Below are 19206 nucleotides of genomic sequence, written 5' to 3' on the forward strand. Positions count from 1 at the left end.
CCGGTGACTGCGGTGCTGAAAGAAAATATAAATGATCTGTTATCGTTCCTGGTGGTTGCGCAGGAGCGGAGTTTCACCAAGGCTGCGGCCAAACTCGGTATTTCCCAGTCTGCACTCAGTCACACCATCAAGGCATTGGAAGAGCGGCTCAATTTGCGGTTGCTGAACCGGACAACGCGTAGTGTTGCGCTGACCGAAGCTGGAGAGCGACTGGTGCAGACGTTAGCGCCCCGCCTGGAAGAAATCGAAGAAGAATTAGTCGTACTGAATGACGAACAAAACGGGCCATCCGGAAAAATCAGAATTTCCTCTCCGGAATATGCCGCACATTATGTGTTGTGGCCTGTGCTGGAAAAATTTCTGCCGCAATATCCGGATATTCATGTCGAAGTGATTATTGAAAACAGTTTTACGGATATTGTCAGCGAACGCTATGACGCCGGTATTCGTTTAGGCGAGCAAATCGCCAAGGATATGATTGCGGTAAAAATTTCGCCGGAAATGAAAATGGCCGTGGTCGCTTCACCGGAATATTTTAAGCAGGCGGCCGTTCCCGAGATCCCGGAAGATTTACGCCAGCATAAATGTATCAACATCAAACCGTCTGCGGCGCGTGGTGCCTATGCCTGGGAGTTCAAAAAAGATGACCGGGAAATCAATGTCAAAGTAGAAGGCCAGTTAACCTTTAATACGTCTTTGCAGTCACTCAGAGCGGCACTGGCCGGTTTGGGTCTGGCCTATCTGCCAGATGATCTGGTTCAGGAGTATGTTGAACGGGGCGAGCTGGTCCGGGTGTTGGAATCATGGTGTCCGGTTTTTGACGGGTTTCATATTTATTACCCGAGTCGCAGACAGCATAAGAAGGCGTTTGCGTTGCTGATAGACGCGCTGCGGTACAACCGGTGAGGTTGCGCCGCAACGGCATCGGCATTTTCCGTGGAGTGGCGGCTTATTGCCACCACTGACTAAACCGCTGGGCCGGATTATCCTGTTCCACTAATTCGCCGATCATCGGCGTCAGCAGACGGTAGGATTTCCCCTGACTGGCTTTTGAGACCCGGTTGAGCGGGTCATTCCACGGGTGATGTGCCAGTTTGAATTTACTGTTATGTGAAGGCAGCATGGCGCGGGCATTCAGATCTTCCGCCGCCTGAGCCGTCTCTTCGGGCATCATATGGATGAAGCGCCAGTTTTCGTTGTATTGTCCGCATTCCAGAATGGCCAGATCAAAATGGCCAAACCGTTCACCAATCGCCTTGAAGTGGGGGCCATAACCACTATCGCCACCAACATAAATATTATGACCGGGAGTAATAATCGCAAAAGAACCCCAGAGCGTTTTGTTTTTTGCCAGTAAACGCCCGGAGAAATGCCGGGTCGGCAGGATATGGATACTGATATCTTTTTCCGGCTGGATAACGCTGTTCCAGTCGCCCTCGTGAATGATGGCTTTGTTAAACCCCCACTGCTCAAAATAGTTACCCACGCCCAGCGGCGTAATGATCTGTCTGATTTTCGACTTGAGGCCGGTGACGGTCGGATAATCGAGATGATCCCAGTGATCGTGCGTAATCAGAAGATAATCAATCTCCGGGATATCACCCGTGGTGTAAATGTTACTGCCTTTGAACGTCCGGTTGGTGGCCGGAACCGGGGAGGCGTTATCACTGAAAACCGGATCAACCAGAAAACGTTTTCCATTCACTTGCAGGAAGTAAGAGGAATGTCCCATCCAGACCACGACATTCTGCGCTTTATCCAGCGCATGCAGGTCGGTCTTCTTCGATGGTAACGCTATCGCCGGGATCGCGTTTTCATCTTTACCGAACAGAAACTGAGCCAGCGCGACAAAACGGTTCTGTTCCCCGGTCAGAGTCGGGGTATACACCTGGTTGCTGAATTCACCATCGGCAAACGGGGAGGTCAGTTTCCGGTTCCGGAATTCTGCCTCATCAGGCACCTGACCGAACTGGGGCTGTCTTGTATAAAGATAAGCCGCAGGAATAAGCATGAACAGCGTTGTCAGTAATACGATGAACATTTTGTTCCGGGTCCTGTTAGCTGATTTACTGATTGCGATTGGAATGCGGGGATCTGACATGATGAGATAAAACGTCTTGTAAAAGAGTAAATTTAGCACCGGATTGGAAGGATGATTATCCTTTTAATACTGATAGCCCTTATGAATTAGATTCATAACTGACATCGTTAGCTTCTTTCCCGTCCTGCATCTCTTCCGCCCTTCATGCCCTCCGTCCTTCAAGTTAGTGCGGATAGATATATGAATCATCCTCATAAGATTAATGCTATTTATCGCTATTAATTGTGGTGTTTTGCCGTGTGACAATTAAAAAGAGAAAAACGGCGAGGTATCCAATGTCAGAAATTCAGGCTGAATTTACAACTTCCGGCGTCATCAAGACTGAAGCACCGGCAACGCAGGATCTCTGGGTTCTGGTCGTGTTAAGTCTGCTGATGTCCTTTTCTTCTGTATCAACCGATCTTTATTTACCCGCGATGCCGGTGATCAGCCAGGATCTGCAGGCCTTTTCCGGTGGTGTCGAATTGACGATTTCCGCGTTTCTGATCGGATTTAGTTCAGGACAATTGCTGTGGGGACCGTTGGGAGATCGTTATGGGCGGAAGATGCCGATCTTTGCCGGCTTAATCCTGTTTGTGCTGGGGGCTGCCGGTTGTGCTATGTCGGAAACCATCTATCAGATGATTGGCTGGCGTATTGTGCAGGCGCTGGGAGCCTGTGCCGGGCCGGTGCTGGCCAGAGCCATGATCCGGGATTTGTATGGCCGGGAAAAATCCGCGCAGATGTTATCCACGCTGGTACTGATTATGGGGATCGCGCCATTGATCGGGCCGCTGGTGGGCGGGCAGATCCTGGCGGTCTCTTCATGGCATGCCATTTTCTGGACACTGGTGTTGGTCGGTTGCATCTCCATTATTGCCTTATTCACTGTACCGGAAACGCTCACCGGCGAGAAACGGACGCAAGAGCCGCTGTCTGCCGCATTCAGGGATTATTTCATACAACTGCGTAACCCGGTGCTGCTGGGTTATGTGGCATCCGGTGCGTTCTTTTACGTCGGGATCTATGCTTTTGTCGCCGGCAGCCCGTTTGCCTATATCGATTACTACCATCTGGATGCGCAAGCCTATGGGCTGCTGTTTGGCGCCAATATTATTGGCATCATGGGCGTGAACCTGGTCAATTCACGCCTGGTCATGAAATTAGGGGTGGATCGTCTGTTCTATATCGGAACCTGGTTTTCCGCCGTTGCCGGCGTGGCGCTGGCGGTCAATGCCTGGTCTGGCTGGGGTGGCGTCGCCGGGCTGGCCGTGCCGATCTTTGTATTCACGTCGATGAACGGGCTGATTGTGGCCAATTCGGTGGCGGGTGCACTGGATACCGCGCCGCACAAGGCGGGCACAACCTCATCCCTGATTGGAGCCCTGCATTACGGTTCCGGCGTGATCAGTGCCGCGATCCTGGGGCTGTTAACAGACGGAACACCCTGGACCATGGGATTGCTCGTGGGCATAGCCGGGGTGGGGAGTCTGGTTTCTGCCACGCTGCTGCGTCGTTTTATCCGGAAAACAGCATGAAAACAGTCGCCAATATTTTAACTCAGTGGAAATTTAAAGCGCTGGCAAATGGCGGCATTGATGTCGCTGCCATGCTGCACAAATGCAATATCAGTAATTACGAGTTAAATAGAGCCAATGGCCGAATTCCGCAGGTTCAGCATTACAGCCTGATGCTGGAAACATTAAAATATAATGATGCTTTTCTTTCCAGGCAGATTTCAATTGACCGGTTTTATCAGCTTTTTCCGGATTTGTTTGGTTTGTGCCTGAATGAATCCTCTGCATATAAAGCGATTGCTAGTTTCATAAAATATCGTGCCATCATGGGCGATTGCGATATTTGTGAAATGAAAAGCAATCATGATGAAATCATGATTGAATATCGAAATGAAGGGCCGCCACAACTTGGCAATGGCTCGGCTGTAGGAAATTTTATTTTATTTCGCAATATATTAAGAGAATATCTGCCGGACATGTCTGTTCAAGCTGGTTTTGTGGGTAATCCTGTCACATCAGAAAAAGTGGTCAGTGATTGCTTCCAATCAAAGTGTCTGTTTAATCAGAGTACAAATTTTTTATTGATCGGCAGTCAAAGTTTGCACGAGCGAAATGTATTTTTTAATGAAAGGCTGCATCGGCTGCAAAAGGACACCGCCGAAAGTGTCTGTTCAGAATTGAAACAATCGAAATCATTTTCTCATACTATCACCGAACTCATTGAATCTATTATTAACTCGAATACCGCAGAGGGTGATAAGACTATTTTTGATGATGTCTGTAATACGTTAAAACAAAGCCGGTGGACGATTAACCGGCGGTTACGAGAAGAAAACACCTGCTTTACCGATCTTTTAAAAAGAGTCCGCTTTAACGTGGCATGCAGGCTGTTGGCTGAAACCGATAAAAGTATTCAGGAGATAAGTGACTCCATGTTTTTCTCGTCTCCGGCTATATTTTCCAGATTTTTCAGTCTGCATGCGAATATGTCACCAGTAAAATACAGAAACAGAAAATAGCTTTTTATTTCCCTGTATATGATTTTCCATATCTTGGTCATCCGGAATAAGTCCGGATGGCCTTTTTTATATTAACGATTAATGAAAATTTTGATCTGTATCTGCACTGTGATCCTGATCTTGTTTTTAATTGTTGCTCCAAAATGATAAAAACTGCTCCGCCATGAAAAGAATCGCCCCCTGATGATGAATTAATATGGCCTTGAAATTGTTTCAGGCCGGTTATTCAACAGGCTATCGCTATAAAACATTTTATATACGGATATGCAATTATCTGAATATTAAAATATAAAGGAATACTGACGATGACGATGCAAAAAACAAAGCTGACTACATTGGCTATCGTGATTTCGACGCTATTAGGGGGTGTCGCTGGCTGTAATAATGATTCAAACGATAAAAAGGATGCATCTCAATCAACAGTGAAAGACGATGCTTATTACAAATCACTGGCCGAAGGCATGGTGGCCAAAATGACGGCCGACGAAAAGATTAATATGCTGATCGGCCCTGGCTATACCACCACCCCTGCCAGCAATGGTACAAGAACATTCGGCACTGATTATTCCAAGATAGCCAATGTTAAAAAGATAGTTCCGGGTGCTGCCGGATATATTAACGGTGTTTACAATGAAACGAGCGGCCTTGATATTCCAGCGGCCAAGCTGGTTGATGGTCCGGCAGGGATTCGTATTTACCCGACACGTGAGGGTCAGGAAGGGTTAGAACCTGAATCCGGTACTTATTATGCGACTGCTTTCCCGACCGGAACATTATTAGCATCAACCTGGAACGCGGAATTGGCGAAAGAGGTGGGTGAAGCGGCTGGTAATGAAGCAAAAGAATATGGCGTTGATTTCTGGCTCGCACCTGGCCTGAATATTCAGCGGAACCCGCTAAACGGACGTAACTTTGAATATTATTCCGAAGATCCGCTTATTTCGGGTGTCATCGCCGCTGCTGTGGTCGAAGGTGCTCAGAGCGAGGGTATTGGCGCAACGATTAAACATTTCGCTGCCAATAACTCGGAAACCAACCGCAGAACTGTCAATGCGGTTGTCACACCACGTGCATTGCGTGAAATTTACCTGCGTGGTTTTGAATATGCCGTGGAGAAATCGCATCCGTGGGCATTAATGACCTCCTATAACTCGATTAACGGCGTCAACGCAGGCGAACGAACAGATCTGATTACGAATATCTTGCGCGATGAATGGGGTTTCAAAGGTTTTGCGATGAGCGATTGGTGGTCAGGCTGGGATCCGGTGGCGCTGGTAAAAGCGGGTACTGATGTCATTCAGCCCGGTGGTGCCTATCGTATCTTCCGGGGTGCTGACTGGCTGACCGTCTTGCAGGATGCTTACAAGAATAACCAGTTGAGTGAGGACATCATCAACCGGGATGTCGTGCGCACCTTAACGCAGGTTCTCAAAGCGCCATCAGGACAGAATTACCCATATTCCAATAACCCGGATTTGAATGCTCATGCTCAGATTGCCAAACAGGCGGCGGAAGAAGGCATGGTCTTGCTGAAAAATGACGGTTCAGTATTGCCTGTTGCAACGTCACAGAAACTGGCTTCGTTCGGTATTGGACAGATTAATACCTTCAAGGGCGGTACGGGGAGTGGTGATGTACATTCACCCTATATCCGCAACATTTATGATGGTCTGGCAGAAAAATATGCCATTGATTCAGAAATAGGCTCGTTCTATCAGGAATTCTTTAACGCGAATAAAACAGCCTCAACCGATGTGTTTGGTGTTTCGGAAGTTATTAGCTGTCCGGAACCTGACGTTTCGGTTGAGCAAATCAATGCAGCTGCTTTATCCAGTGACGTTGCGGTGATTACGATTTCACGTAATGCCGGCGAAGGCACTGATCGCACTGCAGCAGAAGGCGACTACCTGTTAACTGCGACTGAAACAGCGTTAATCGATAATGTATCAACGGCATTCCATGCTCAAAGCAAGAAAGTGGTCGTGATTCTGAATATCGGCGGTGTTATTGATACTACGGCATGGAAAGACAAAGTCGACGGTATTCTGCTGGCTTATCAGCTGGGTCAGGAGGCGGGTAATGCGATTGCCGATATTATCGCTGGTGTCGTCAGCCCGAGCGGTAAGCTGGCGCAGACGTTCCCTGCCAGCTATGAGGATGTGCCTTCATCGGCGACCTTCCCGGGTGTGACGGAAAGTACCTATGACAACGCCGGTCCTGTTGATCCTAATGTGGATACCTCAATCACACCGAAAGTGGCGGATTATAACCAGTACTATAACGAAGACATTTATGTCGGTTACCGTTATTACCATACCTTTAATAAGGGAGTCGCGTATCCGTTCGGTTTCGGTCTGTCCTACACTACATTTAGCTTTGGCAACTCTGCTGTATCAGCGAATACCTTGAGTCAGGGTAAAACTGGCAGTGTGACCATCACGACCAACGTGACGAATACGGGTGCGGTAGCAGGGAAAGAGGTTGCTCAGGTTTATGTCAACGCGCCGGAAGTGAAGCTGAAAAAACCAGAGATTGAGCTGAAGGCCTTTGCTAAAACTGACAAGCTGGAATCTGGCTCTGCGCAGCAACTGACATTCAATATTTCAGCTGAAACACTGGCCAGTTTTGATGAGGCCCATAATCAGTGGATTGTCGAACCGGGCGTTTATAAGGTTTACGTAGCCTCATCGTCGGATGTGTCTGCGGTTGAACCAATCACTTTCTCGGTTGATAAAGAGATCGTGGTAGAAAATACAACCCCGGGTGCGTTGCAGCTACAACCTAACTTTGCGAATAAGTCTTTTGTTACTGTCAGTGAATAAGATAACTCTTTAGCCCTTGGTGAACCCACAACATGGGTTCACCTTTTTTATTCTTTACGTCCTGATCCCCGCCAGTTGCTGCTGCAACCACTGCTGAAACTGGTTCTTTGGTAACGCACCGGATAAGCGCGTGATTTCCCGTCCCTCATAAAACAACATCAGGGTAGGAATGGAACGGATCTGGTAACGGGCTGCGGTCTGCTGATGTTCCTGCGTATCCAGTTTGATAAAACAGACCTGCGTTGCCATTTCAGCGGCGACCTGACTGAACGCCGGGGCAAATGACTGACAGGGGCCGCACCAGGGCGCCCAGAAATCAACCACTACCGGTAAACCGGTGTTCTCGATGAAGCGTTGGAAATTCTTGTCATTGGCATTGATGGGTTTTCCGGTAAGCAGCGGTTCCCGGCATTTGCCGCAGACGGGCTGATCACCCAGCCGGTTTGACGGTACACGATTAATGACCCCGCAATGTGGGCAAACGAGTTGCACCGGCGATGAGTTGGTCATCATAACCTCCTGATGCGATAGCGATGATTAATATATAAGTGCGAACGTATGACGTTTCAAGTGAAAGTCATAATGTTCGTAAAACATTCCGCCTTGCTGGTTTAATCCCTGTTTTTTGTGGCCTTTCCGGTAATCTGGTACGTCACATAATTCCCTTTGAATCCCTTTTTTGGGTTTTCCCGGAAATATGGATTTTTCGACTGAGCACAATTTCCCCCAGCTTCTTTTGCCCGCATTTTTATTCGGCATATCCTCCGTAGCGTGTGTTTTTTCACCAGTAATTGTGATTTGTCTCCTGTTTCTGAAAACACAGGATTGCTGAGAAAACAAGTTAATTAACATTATTACTAATAATTATTAGTTGCTGGTTTCGGGCAATTCCGACTGCAAGTTTACGATTGGAGCAGGTCATGGAAGTCTTGGTTACAGTAAACAAAAACTCTGTCATATCCGAAGTTGATAAACGAATCTTCGGTTCGTTTATCGAACACATGGGGCGTGCGATATATTCTGGTATTTACGAGCCTGAACATGCGTCTGCCAATCAGGACGGATTCCGGGGTGATGTGATTGAACTGGTGAAGGAGTTGCAGGTTCCGATCGTCCGTTATCCGGGCGGGAATTTTGTTTCTGCCTATAACTGGGAAGACGGTATCGGACCGAAAGAACAGCGACCAACCCGCCTGGATCTGGCGTGGCACTCCAGTGAATCGAATCAGATCGGTATTCATGAATTTGCTGGCTGGGCTGAAACCGTCGGCAGCGACATGATGCTGGCGGTGAATCTGGGATCACGGGGGCTCAGTGATGCCCGCAATTTTCTGGAATATGTAAATCATCCGAAAGGATCGTACTGGTCTGATCTCCGTCGTCAGAATGGCCGTGAACAACCTTGGGGTGTCAAAACCTGGTGTCTGGGCAATGAAATGGATGGCCCATGGCAGATCGGTCAGAAAACGGCAGATGAATATGGCCGGATTGCTTATGAAACCGCGAAAGCCATGCGGGCGTTTGACCGGAATCTGGAACTGGTGGTGTGCGGTTCTTCCAATCCCGATATGCCGACATTCCCGGAGTGGGAAAAGACTGTGCTGGAACACACCTATGACGCGGTCGATTACATCTCGCTGCATATGTATTTCAAAAATCACGAACGCAATACCGCCAAATTTCTGGCGCAATCGCTGCGTATGGAACGCTACATCGATACCGTCGCTTCAACCATCAATTATGTGAAAGCGAAGAAGCATTCCGACAAACAGATCTATATCAGTTTTGATGAGTGGAACGTCTGGTATCACTCCGAGGAACATGACAAAAAAATATTGTCAGGGCAGGAAGGCTGGCCGCATGCACCCGCAATTCTGGAAGATATTTATAACTTTGAAGATGCGTTGCTGGTCGCTTGTCTGATCAACAGTTTTATCCGTAAAAGCGACATCGTCAAAATTGCCTGTCTGGCGCAGCTGGTGAACGTCATTGCACCGATCATGACAGAAAAGAACGGCGCGGCCTGGCGACAGACCATTTTTCATCCGTTCATGCTGGCATCACGGCATGCACGCGGCAACGCGCTGCAGTTAGACATTCACAGCCCTGGCTATGCGGTGGAATGGGCAAGTAACGTGCCTTATATCGATATGTCTGCGGTTTACAATGAGGAAGAGAAGACACTCAGCCTGTTCATTGTTAACCGCCACGAGAGTGAACACATCGCTCTTCGTACCGAATTTCAGCAATTTCAGAATTTGCACGTCAGTGCGCATCAGATTCTTAGTGGTCACGATCTGCAAAGCTGCAACTCCAGCCAGTTTCCAGATCGTATCCGACCCGATAAAGGCGAGGCTCTGGTTATCGACAATCATCAGATTGAGATCTCAGTTGCGCCTCTTTCCTATCATTTCATCCAGTTAAAGGAATGACCGTTATGTCATCGGCTATCGAAATTAGAAATTTAACCAAGCGTTACAATGATCTGACGATTTTGAATGACATATCTTTCTCGATCGAACCGAGCGAGTTCATTGTCTTTTTAGGCCCGTCAGGCTGCGGCAAATCCACGTTGCTGCGCATGATCGCCGGTCTGGAAAGCATCAGTGACGGCGAGATCTGGATGGATCAGAACCGCCTTGATGTACTGCCGCCCGGTAAGCGCAATGTGTCGATGGTGTTCCAGAACTATGCGTTATATCCGCATATGACGGTGGAAGACAACATGGCGTTTGGGCTGAAAAACATTGGCACTGACCCGGATGTGATCCGTACCCGGATCAAATCCGCCGCCGAAATGCTGGAAATGACGCACCTGCTGAAGCGTAAACCCGCAGAGCTTTCCGGCGGTCAGCGGCAGCGTGTCGCGATCGGGCGGGCCATTGTCAGAGAGCCGAAGGCGTTCCTGTTTGACGAACCTCTTTCCAACCTGGATGCCGCACTGCGTGGCCGCACCCGTATTGAGCTGGCGCAACTGCATCAGCGCGTCAAAGCCACCATGATTTTCGTTACCCACGATCAGGTGGAAGCGATGACGCTGGCGGATCGTATCGTGGTGCTGAATAACACCCGGATTGAACAGATCGGTACCCCGATCGAAATCTACCAGCGACCTGCCTCGAAGTTTGTGGCCGGTTTTGTTGGTACGCCTGCCATGAACTTCGTCAATGTGACGGCACTAAGCAATGACGGTGGCGCCACCACGGTGCATATCGACGGCATGAAGCCGATCGCAACCCGCATTGATTACGCAAAACTGCCGGACCCGCATGCCTGTTTTGAACTGGGAGTACGGGCAGAAGATATTGATCTGGTTGATGAATCGCAGGCCGAAGTCAGTGGCATCGTTTCGTTTGTGGAACGGTTAGGGGAACGTACGCTGCTGTATGTCCGCCTGGCTGACGGTCGGATGCTGATTGCCGATACCGATGGCAAATCGCAGATCAGTTCCGGTGAAACAGTGCATCTGAAAATGAACAAAGTTGCGGTTCATCTGTTTGACGCCAACGGTGTCGCTTACCACGGAGAAGCATGATGAGAGATCAAGTCCGTAGGGGTGAGTGGCTGAATCTGGCCTTCATCCTGCCGTATCTGCTGGTGTTTATCGCGATGATCCTGATCCCGCTGGTATGGGGGATCAGCCTGAGCTTTGAAAAAGTGGATCTGTTTGGTTCGGGCCGTTTTGTCGGTCTGGCCAATTATCAGCGGTTACTCAGCGACAAGATTTTTCTGCAGACCGTCACGAATACGCTCTATTTTGTGCTGCTGACGGTGCCGGCTCTGGTCGTACTGGGTCTGTTTCTGGCGATTGCGCTGAATAAACAGACCTGGGTTGCCGCCAGTCTGCGTGGGATCTTTTTCTCCTCGACCATCCTGTCGGTCACGGTGGTCACGCTGATCTGGCGCATCGTCTTTATCCCGAATGACGGGCTGATGGCGAACATCTTTACGAAATTGGGACTGGAGCCGATCGCCTTCTTGTCCGACCCCAACTGGTCACTGATTGCGGTCGCGGTCGCCACGGTCTGGTGGTGTCTGGGTCTGCCGATGATGCTGTTTATCGCTGCGTTACAGCAGATCCCGAAAGAGATTTACGAAGCAGCCGCGCTGGATAACGCCAGCCGCTGGACTGTGTTCTTCCGGATCACGATCCCATCCATCATGCGCACCATTGTCCTGGTCGTCATTATTGAAATCGTCATGCAGTTTCAATTGTTCGGACAGGCACTGCTCATGACCAACGGCGGCCCGAACAACTCGTCACGGTCGATGGTGATGTTCATTTATGACGTTGGTTTCCGCCGCTGGGATATCGGCCTTGCTGCTGCCGCGTCTCAGATCCTGTTCGCCGTCATTCTGGTGGCCGCGATGGCACAGTTTTTTGTCTCCAGCCGTTCAAAGAGGAATGCCTGATGTCACAAGCCAAAGTTATGAATTCAGGTCTTCAGATGCGTGCTTCTGATACCGACAAACAATTAGTGACCCATAACCCGGGGGTGACCAAAACCAGCAGAGCCGTGCTGATCTTTACCGTGCTGCTGTCGCTGGTGATGCTGGCGCCGTTCCTGTGGACGCTGGGGCTGTCATTCAAATCGAACCAGGAACTGATGATGGGGACGGAAACGGTGTTCCGTTTCCCTTACACGCTGAAGAACTATCTGAACATTATGGAGAGTTCTGCGGTATTCGGCTGGCTGAAGAACAGTCTGATTGTCTCCGGTTGTATGACGCTGGGCGTGCTGGCTCTGTCCTCTCTGACTGGCTATGCGTTTGCCCGTCTGGAGTTTCCGTTCAAACGGGTGCTGTTTGTGGTGATCCTGATGGGGCTGGCCGTGCCGGAACAGGCGGTGATCATTGCCCGTCATCAGCTGTTCAGTCAGTTAGGTCTGCATAACACCTATCTGGGGCTGATTTTACCGGGTTTATCGGCACCATTTGGCGTGTTCCTGATGACGCAGTTTTTCAAAGCGATCCCGAAAGAGATTGATGAAGCCGCCTTACTGGACAATGCCTCCCGTTTCAAAATCTTCTGGAAGGTGTTGCTCCCGTTGACGCTGCCGGCACAGGCGACGCTGGGCATCCTGACGTTTCTGACTTCCTGGAACGACTATTTCTGGCCGCTGATTTCCGCGACGCAGAAAGAGATGTTCACGCTGACGGTGGGTATCGCGTCATCACAATCCAATTTCGCACAGAGTGAAGGGCTGGGCTTCCTCTCTTCGCAGGCCATTTTCTCGGCGATCCCGATCATTCTTGTCTACATCTTTTTCCAGAAACACATAGTGACCGCTGTGTCGGGAGGTGCTGTGAAACAGTGACAGACATGATGAATCAATGCCGTAACTAAAGAATGCAGTAACAGAACAACACAACAACGAATATGAGAGATGATCTCGTTCAGGAAAGGAATGAATAATGAAACATTCACGCGTTTTTGTTTGCATGACCCTGGCTTCGTTACTGAATGCATCCAGTGCATTTGCCGCAACCCAGTTACACCTGCAGCGTTTCTTTGGCGCCTGTGATGCCGAATACGGCAAAAGCACCGACGTCAGTGCCGCGGAAGGCGAATGCGGCATCATGACCACGCTGATCAATAAATTCAGTGCCGAGCATCCGGATATTGAAGTCAAAGTCTCCACGGTGGAATGGCCGGGTTACGATCAGCTGACCGCGCAGATGGCATCAAGAACGCCGCCTGATCTGGTGACAATGCACAATTCCGTAATTGCCGATTACCAGTCGCGTGAGTTGATCCTGCCAATCGACGATATTCTGGCAAAGGCGCAAGTCGACAAATCGATCTTTACGTCAACGGCGCAGAACGGCGTAGTGCGCGCTGACAAGATGTATGGTCTGCCGATTGATACCTGGACCATGCTGTATCACATCAATACCAAGTTAATGAAGCAAGCCGGGCTGATGGATGCTTCCGGGAAACCGATCCTGCCCACCACGCCGGATGAATTGCTGAAACAGGCAAGACAGTTCAAACAGGCGACCGGCAAACCGTATTTCGTGCAGATTTTGTCGAATGAAACCGCCGCCTACGCGCGTCTTTTCTATACTTATCTGTTCCAGCAAGGCGCTGAAATATTTAAAGATCCGACGCACATACAACTCCGCACGCCGGAAGCAAAAAATATTGTAAGCTTGTTCAAACAAATCTATGACGAAGGTCTGACCACTAAAAACATGGATTATCCGGCGACTGTGTCAGCGTTTTCCAACGGGGAAGGCGGTATATTGCTGAATGGTAACTGGTTGCTCGGTACCTACGATGCAGAATCGCATAAGGCGAAAAGTGCACTGTATGAGAGCTATGCCGCAATGCCTTACCCTCAGTTGTATAAGGCAAAAGCAGCCACTTATGTAGATGGTCACTCCTGGGTCATGCCAAACAAGGAACACAGCCCGGATGAACTGGCCGCTATCGGGGCCTTCTATAAATTCATGGCTGAAAATGACTTCCAGTGGTCGCGTACCGGCCATTTGCCAAGCGTCAAAGCCGTGCTGGAAAAACCGGAGTTTCAGGCACTGCCGCAGCGTACCAACCTGATGGAAGTGACCAAAATCGGTACTGGTTTACCAAGCCAGGTTGAACGGCAGTTCGCCATTCAGGACATCATTGGCGAAGAGCTGGCGGCCGCCATTACCGGCGCCAAAGAAGTCGATGCTGCGCTGGCGGACGCCGAGTCCCGGGTCAACGAAATGCTGGCCAACTTGTAGTCAACGAAGGATGGTCTGACCCGGTTTGTTTCGGGTTCTGAATCGGATTTTAGCGGTAGAGTGATAGGCAGAATATGCGTAAGAAGAAAGTAACAATGAGCGATATTGCCACCGAAGTTGGGGTATCTCAGCCGACGGTGTCCGCTATCCTGAATGGCTCTGACAGCATTAAAGTGTCGGAAGCCACACGCATAAAAGTGCTGAATAAAGCCAGGGAACTGGGCTATGCACTGAAACAGAATATCCGCCACAGCAATATGCATCCGCGTATTGCGCTGGTGGTGAATAGTCTGAACATGCATGACCCGTTCATCAACGCTGTCTCTGCCGCTAAAACCAGAGCCTGGGAGCTCGATTACCTGCTGGTGGTCTTCGATTACGAAGAGGACGAAGAGCTAAGACAGGCCATCTTTTCCGAGATAAAAGAAGACGACTATCAGGGGATGATCTTTGCTTCGAATACACCGAAGTCGATACCGCCTCTGGACGATGCACCGCCGATCCCGACGGTCATGCTGAACTGTTTTTGCGATGTTCCCAGCACGATTACGGCGGTTGTCGCCGCCGATTTTTTGGGAGGTTACCGGGCGACCAGTCATCTGATTTCCCGGAATTACCGCTATATCGCCATGATCACCGGGGAGAGCTGGTCTGAGTCATCTATCCAGCGACAAAAGGGCTATCAGCAGGCGCTGGTGAATGCCGATATTCCGGCCAATCTGGACTGGATTGTCGAAGGCAACTGGTCGGTCAAGCAAAGTTATCTGGAAACGCTCCGTCTTCTGGAGTTAACCCCCAGACCGGAGGCAATATTTTGCGCCAGTGACTTAATGGCGGTGGGTTGTTATCAGGCTATCGCGAAAAAAGGTCTGACTATCCCGGACGATATTGCGGTGATGGGATATGACAACCAGCTTTTAGCCAGTGAACTGACCCCGGGATTAAGCTCGATTGATCTGCCTTATGACGAGATGGGCCGGAAAGCGGTCGAGCTGATTTGCAAGGTGTCGCCGGAAGAGGCATTACCGCTGATAAAGATTGAAGGTGAGTTATATATCCGTGAATCGACATAAACGGTAGATCAACTCACTTTTAAATCAGGTTTTAGTTCCATTTTTTGCGTCTTTATCTGACGAGGGATTGGTGCGCGCTGAATTTCATCTGTTTTTTATTTTTGTTTCAGGCAACGGAGTTATCAACATGAAAATTATGAACCCGGTTATTGAACAAAGGGCTGATCCGCATATTTATCTGCATACGGATGGTTATTATTATTTCACTGCCTCCGTTCCGGAATACGATCGTATTGAATTAAGACGCTCAAAGGAATTGGCGGAATTAAGCACGACGAACGAGATTATTACGGCATGGCAAAAACCGGAGCAAGGTCCGTACAGTGATCTGATCTGGGCGCCGGAAATTCATTATATTAATCACCACTGGTATATCTATTTTGCCGCCGCGCCAAACCGGGAAATCAAGGACGCTGCGTTTCAGCATCGGATGTATGTAATTGGCAATGAAAGTGAAAACCCGCTGGAAGGGAAATGGTGCTTTTTAGGTCAGGTCGACTCAGGGATTGACGCATTTTGTCTGGATGCCACCACCTTCACCCATGACGAAAAGCTTTATTATGTGTGGGCACAGAAACATCCGGATATCCGGGGTAATTCAAGTCTTTATATTGCTCAGATGAAGAGCCCGACAGAACTACTGTCTGAACCGGTCTTGTTGAGCAAACCGGAATTTGACTGGGAAACCCGCGGTTTTTGGGTTAATGAAGGTCCATCAGTGCTTAAACGTCATGGCCGGATCTTTATCAGTTATTCCGCCAGTGCCACCGATGAAAACTATTGTATGGGGCTGTTATACGCGGATCAGAATGCCGATCTGCTGAATCCGGCAAGTTGGCACAAGCACTCGGAGCCGGTATTTCAGACATCATGGGAAAAACGTATTTTCGGGCCGGGGCATAATAGTTTCACCCAAACGAAAGACGGAAAACAGGATTTACTGGTCTATCACGCCCGGAATTATACCGAAATCGAAGGCGACCCATTATGGGATCCGAATCGTCATACCTGTATTCAGACTTTAAGCTGGAATAAGGACGGGTTTCCGGTGTTTGGATCGCCGCAAACGGAGTTCTCGATAGAGTGATTGCGCATGCAACCGGCGGCACTGATATAACAGGCGTGCCGCCTGGCTGCTAACTGGTTGCCTTGAACCCTTCATGAAAGGCAATGAAGCCTTGGGGAATTTTTTCACTGAAGGGCAGGATCATGAAATATTCTTGCGGGATGCCTTCATGCACCAGTTCCGGATAATTTTTGAAACCGAAACGCTGGTAATAGGCCGGCTCGCCAACCAGTGCACAGCCTTGTCCGCCCAGTGCTTTCAACTGAGATAAGCCTTCGTTCAGCAGCGCTTTGCCAATGCCTTGCTGCTGATAGTCAGGTAATACGGAAATCGGCCCCAGACCATACCAGCCTGTCGTGCCATCAGACATCGTGACTGGCGAGAAGGCCGCATGACCGACAACCCGTCCATCCAGTTCCGCCACAAGCGAGAGGGTCAGCGCCCCGGCGTTCCGCAATGCGTTGATGATGAATTGTTCCGTATGAAAACTGAACGGATGATCTTTGAACGCCGCGATCGAGACTTCAGAAATGGCATCAAAATCCGCCGGTGTTTCTTTTCGTATGATCATGTTGCCCCCCGGTAAATGGGAACACGTAATCTTATGAGTATGGCTGATTTTGTATTCCTGGATGGGATAAGTACCCTCTAATTCAATTACTGTTTCCGGGTTACATAAATCAAAAGGACGACGCTTGGGTCGTCCTTGCTCTGTCGGAATAGATACTAATCGCGACGTAACGGCTGGCACATGCAATGTATGCCACCACCACCTTTGGTGATCATGCTGATATCCGGGTCGAATACCGTCAGACCATGCGCCAGACACTGCGCTTTCAGTTTCTTGCTTTCTGCGGGTAACAGCACACGTTCATTACCTAATGACACAATATTGCAGCCAAGTTCCATCGCATCTTTATAAGGCACATCGATAAACTCGATGTTCTTCTGTTTCAGCCAAATGAGCACATCATCGGGTAACACTTCCCGGCATACCGCTGCCAGCTTATCTGCCACCATGACACACTGAACGTCCATATGCAGGAAATGTGGATCAAATCGTCCGATTTTGAATTCCCAGCCTTCTTTTTCAAACCAGCCTTTTACCTGTTCCGCCCCGGCCAAACTGGTGCGTTCTCCCGAACAGCCGCACAGCACGGCGCCGGGTTCAATCAGCATAAAATCACCGCCTTCAAATGTACCGGCGCTGACAACGTCAAAAATGGGGATCTCTTTTTCCCGATAAAAGTTAAGTACAGACACCCATTCTGCACGTCGCCATGGGCTATACATCTGGCACACAATCGGACCCCACGGTGTCATTACCGATGAGTCGCGCGCGTAGATAGAGTAGGGCTGGTCAGCCTGCGGTGGAAGAATGTGCACATTCACATCGGCCTGACGATAAACATCCAGCATTTCCTGATATTGTGCTTTGGCAATAGCAGCATCAAACTGCACACCATCCCGCATGTGGCGGCGTGATGTTGCATTGCCGTCCCGCCATGAAAAATGCTCAATAGAGCCGACCAAGACTTCGCGTAATGTACCCGTCTCAGAGGTGATGCCCCATTCTTTCAGCACGGGAGTACCGCCATTAAGTGAGCGGGATTGTAAAAATCCTTTCATATAACTTCCTTCTGATGGATGTCAGGGGCTGCCAGCCGGAGTACAGCGTGAAGCAATACGTTGGCGCCCTTGGTTAGCTGTTCTGGTGAGGCATATTCCAGTTCGTTATGAGAAATGCCGTCTTTACAAGGAATGAAGATCATGCCGACCGGTGCAACCCGCGACAGATATACCGAGTCGTGCCCGGCGCCGGAGACAATTGGCTGGGCGGTATAACCCAGTTGCTGGCTGGCGCGGGTGATGGCATCAATACACTGCGGATTAAACTGAACCGCCGGAGAGTGCCAGACCGGGGTGACTGACACAGCAACAGCACCATGGCATTCTGCACAAATTGATTGAAATTCTGCTGTCATGGTTTCCAGTGCGGACTGCTCGGGATGACGCAAATCCACAGAAAAAATCACCTGTGCCGGTACGGTATTGCGGGCTCCAGGCAGGGTTTTAATATCGCCGATGGTTAAGCGAGACTGTTCGCCATGACGTGCGGCGAGCGCATAAAGACTGCTGAGTAACGGCGCGAGAGCCGCCACTGGATCGCGTCGCATTGTCATTGGCGTTGGCCCGGCGTGAGTAGTTTCACCAGTCAGTGTGACGTCAAACCAGTTCATTCCCTGCACACCGGTGACAATACCGATGTCGCGGTACTGATTCTCCAGGATCGGCCCTTGCTCAATGTGTAATTCCAGTGCGGCAGCGATTGGAAAAGGGCGGCATGGTATGTCACCCCATTGTGCTGTTTCCATCAGGGCATCGTAGACGGTGATACCGGATTTATCTGCAGATTGATGCATGCTGGCCTGATCAAGCGCACCACTGAATACACCGGAGCCCATCATGGCTGGTGCAAAACGAGCGCCTTCTTCATTGGTCCAGACAGCAATTTCCAGTGGATGTCGTGTTGTGATGCCAGCTTCGCGCAGCGTGGTCATCACTTCCAGCGCAGCTAACACACCATAGACACCATCGTAATGACCGCCGGTAGGCTGAGTATCAAGATGTGAACTCATCAGAATCGCTGGACAAGTATTATCTTGTCCCGGCCAGCGCACAAACAGGTTTCCCATCTGATCCCGGCGAACCTTCCCGCCAATCTGGGAACTCCAGTCCAGGAACAACTGCCGGCCTCGTTTATCTTCATCGGTCAGCGCCTGACGATTAGAGCCTCCTTTCGGGGTCATACCGATATCCGCCATAGCATTAAGATGTTCCAGCAAACGGGTCTGATTGATAGCAAGTTGGGATAAATTCATGATGCACTCATCTTAAGA

The 19206-nt window shown here is 49.7% G+C and carries 16 protein-coding genes; 11 read left to right on the forward strand and 5 right to left on the reverse strand.

Annotated features, from left to right (window positions below):
- The first annotated feature begins 12 nt into the window (after positions 1-12).
- Positions 13-906: a LysR substrate-binding domain-containing protein gene (locus HNR75_RS10085; protein WP_188026846.1), complete on the forward strand. Its 894-nt coding sequence runs from the start codon at positions 13-15 to the stop codon at positions 904-906.
- A gap of 43 nt (positions 907-949) precedes the next feature.
- On the opposite strand, the gene HNR75_RS10090 is transcribed toward HNR75_RS10085, so the two are convergent.
- Positions 950-2041, reverse strand: coding sequence for an MBL fold metallo-hydrolase (locus HNR75_RS10090; RefSeq protein WP_246358863.1), 1092 nt, complete (start codon positions 2039-2041; stop codon positions 950-952).
- Positions 2042-2376: 335 nt separating this feature from the next.
- On the opposite strand from HNR75_RS10090, the gene HNR75_RS10095 reads away from it, so the two are divergent.
- The 3 genes from HNR75_RS10095 to HNR75_RS10105 all read left to right on the forward strand — a co-directional run bounded on the left by HNR75_RS10095 (position 2377) and on the right by HNR75_RS10105 (position 7438).
- Positions 2377-3618, forward strand: coding sequence for a Bcr/CflA family multidrug efflux MFS transporter (locus HNR75_RS10095; RefSeq protein WP_188026848.1), 1242 nt, complete (start codon positions 2377-2379; stop codon positions 3616-3618).
- A complete protein-coding gene (locus HNR75_RS10100; protein ID WP_188026849.1) occupies positions 3615-4616 on the forward strand; it encodes a helix-turn-helix domain-containing protein in 1002 nt (333 codons plus the stop codon). Before HNR75_RS10095 ends, HNR75_RS10100 begins: the two co-directional genes overlap by 4 nt.
- A gap of 305 nt (positions 4617-4921) precedes the next feature.
- On the forward strand, positions 4922-7438 hold the full coding sequence (locus HNR75_RS10105; RefSeq protein ID WP_188026850.1) for a beta-glucosidase: 2517 nt from the start codon (positions 4922-4924) through the stop codon (positions 7436-7438).
- Positions 7439-7492: 54 nt separating this feature from the next.
- Here the strand turns inward: HNR75_RS10105 and trxC are convergent, their stop codons facing one another.
- Complete coding sequence (gene trxC, locus HNR75_RS10110) at positions 7493-7948, reverse strand: thioredoxin TrxC (protein ID WP_188026851.1); 456 nt, start codon at positions 7946-7948, stop codon at positions 7493-7495.
- 410 nt (positions 7949-8358) lie between these two features.
- On the opposite strand from trxC, the gene arfA reads away from it, so the two are divergent.
- The 7 genes from arfA (at position 8359) to HNR75_RS10145 (ending at position 16327) form a co-directional block, all read left to right on the forward strand.
- On the forward strand, positions 8359-9870 hold the full coding sequence (arfA, locus tag HNR75_RS15615; RefSeq protein ID WP_188026852.1) for an arabinosylfuranosidase ArfA: 1512 nt from the start codon (positions 8359-8361) through the stop codon (positions 9868-9870).
- Between the two features lie 5 nt (positions 9871-9875).
- A complete protein-coding gene (locus HNR75_RS10120; RefSeq protein WP_188026853.1) occupies positions 9876-10973 on the forward strand; it encodes an ABC transporter ATP-binding protein in 1098 nt (365 codons plus the stop codon).
- Positions 10970-11851 (forward strand): carbohydrate ABC transporter permease, encoded by an 882-nt coding sequence (locus tag HNR75_RS10125; RefSeq protein WP_246358865.1) that lies wholly within the window; start codon positions 10970-10972, stop codon positions 11849-11851. The genes HNR75_RS10120 and HNR75_RS10125 overlap by 4 nt, the downstream gene beginning before the upstream one ends.
- Positions 11851-12756, forward strand: coding sequence for a carbohydrate ABC transporter permease (locus tag HNR75_RS10130; RefSeq protein ID WP_188026854.1), 906 nt, complete (start codon positions 11851-11853; stop codon positions 12754-12756). Before HNR75_RS10125 ends, HNR75_RS10130 begins: the two co-directional genes overlap by 1 nt.
- Before the next feature lie 97 nt (positions 12757-12853).
- Positions 12854-14167: an extracellular solute-binding protein gene (locus HNR75_RS10135; RefSeq protein WP_188026855.1), complete on the forward strand. Its 1314-nt coding sequence runs from the start codon at positions 12854-12856 to the stop codon at positions 14165-14167.
- Between the two features lie 74 nt (positions 14168-14241).
- A complete protein-coding gene (locus HNR75_RS10140) occupies positions 14242-15240 on the forward strand; it encodes a substrate-binding domain-containing protein (protein WP_188026856.1) in 999 nt (332 codons plus the stop codon).
- Positions 15241-15367: 127 nt separating this feature from the next.
- Entirely contained in the window at positions 15368-16327 is a 960-nt protein-coding gene (locus HNR75_RS10145; protein WP_188026857.1) for a glycoside hydrolase family 43 protein, read from the forward strand.
- A gap of 49 nt (positions 16328-16376) precedes the next feature.
- Here the strand turns inward: HNR75_RS10145 and HNR75_RS10150 are convergent, their stop codons facing one another.
- The 3 genes from HNR75_RS10150 to HNR75_RS10160 form a co-directional block, all read right to left on the reverse strand.
- Positions 16377-16877: a GNAT family N-acetyltransferase gene (locus HNR75_RS10150; RefSeq protein WP_188026858.1), complete on the reverse strand. Its 501-nt coding sequence runs from the start codon at positions 16875-16877 to the stop codon at positions 16377-16379.
- Between the two features lie 155 nt (positions 16878-17032).
- Positions 17033-17935, reverse strand: coding sequence for a dimethylarginine dimethylaminohydrolase family protein (locus HNR75_RS10155; RefSeq protein ID WP_188026859.1), 903 nt, complete (start codon positions 17933-17935; stop codon positions 17033-17035).
- Positions 17932-19188, reverse strand: a complete 1257-nt coding sequence (locus tag HNR75_RS10160) for a Zn-dependent hydrolase (RefSeq protein ID WP_223157857.1) — start codon at positions 19186-19188, stop codon at positions 17932-17934. The genes HNR75_RS10155 and HNR75_RS10160 overlap by 4 nt, the downstream gene beginning before the upstream one ends.
- Positions 19189-19206: the final 18 nt, after the last annotated feature.

The sequence above is a fragment of the Tolumonas osonensis genome, from assembly GCF_014202415.1.
Lineage (GTDB): Bacteria > Pseudomonadota > Gammaproteobacteria > Enterobacterales > Aeromonadaceae > Tolumonas > Tolumonas osonensis.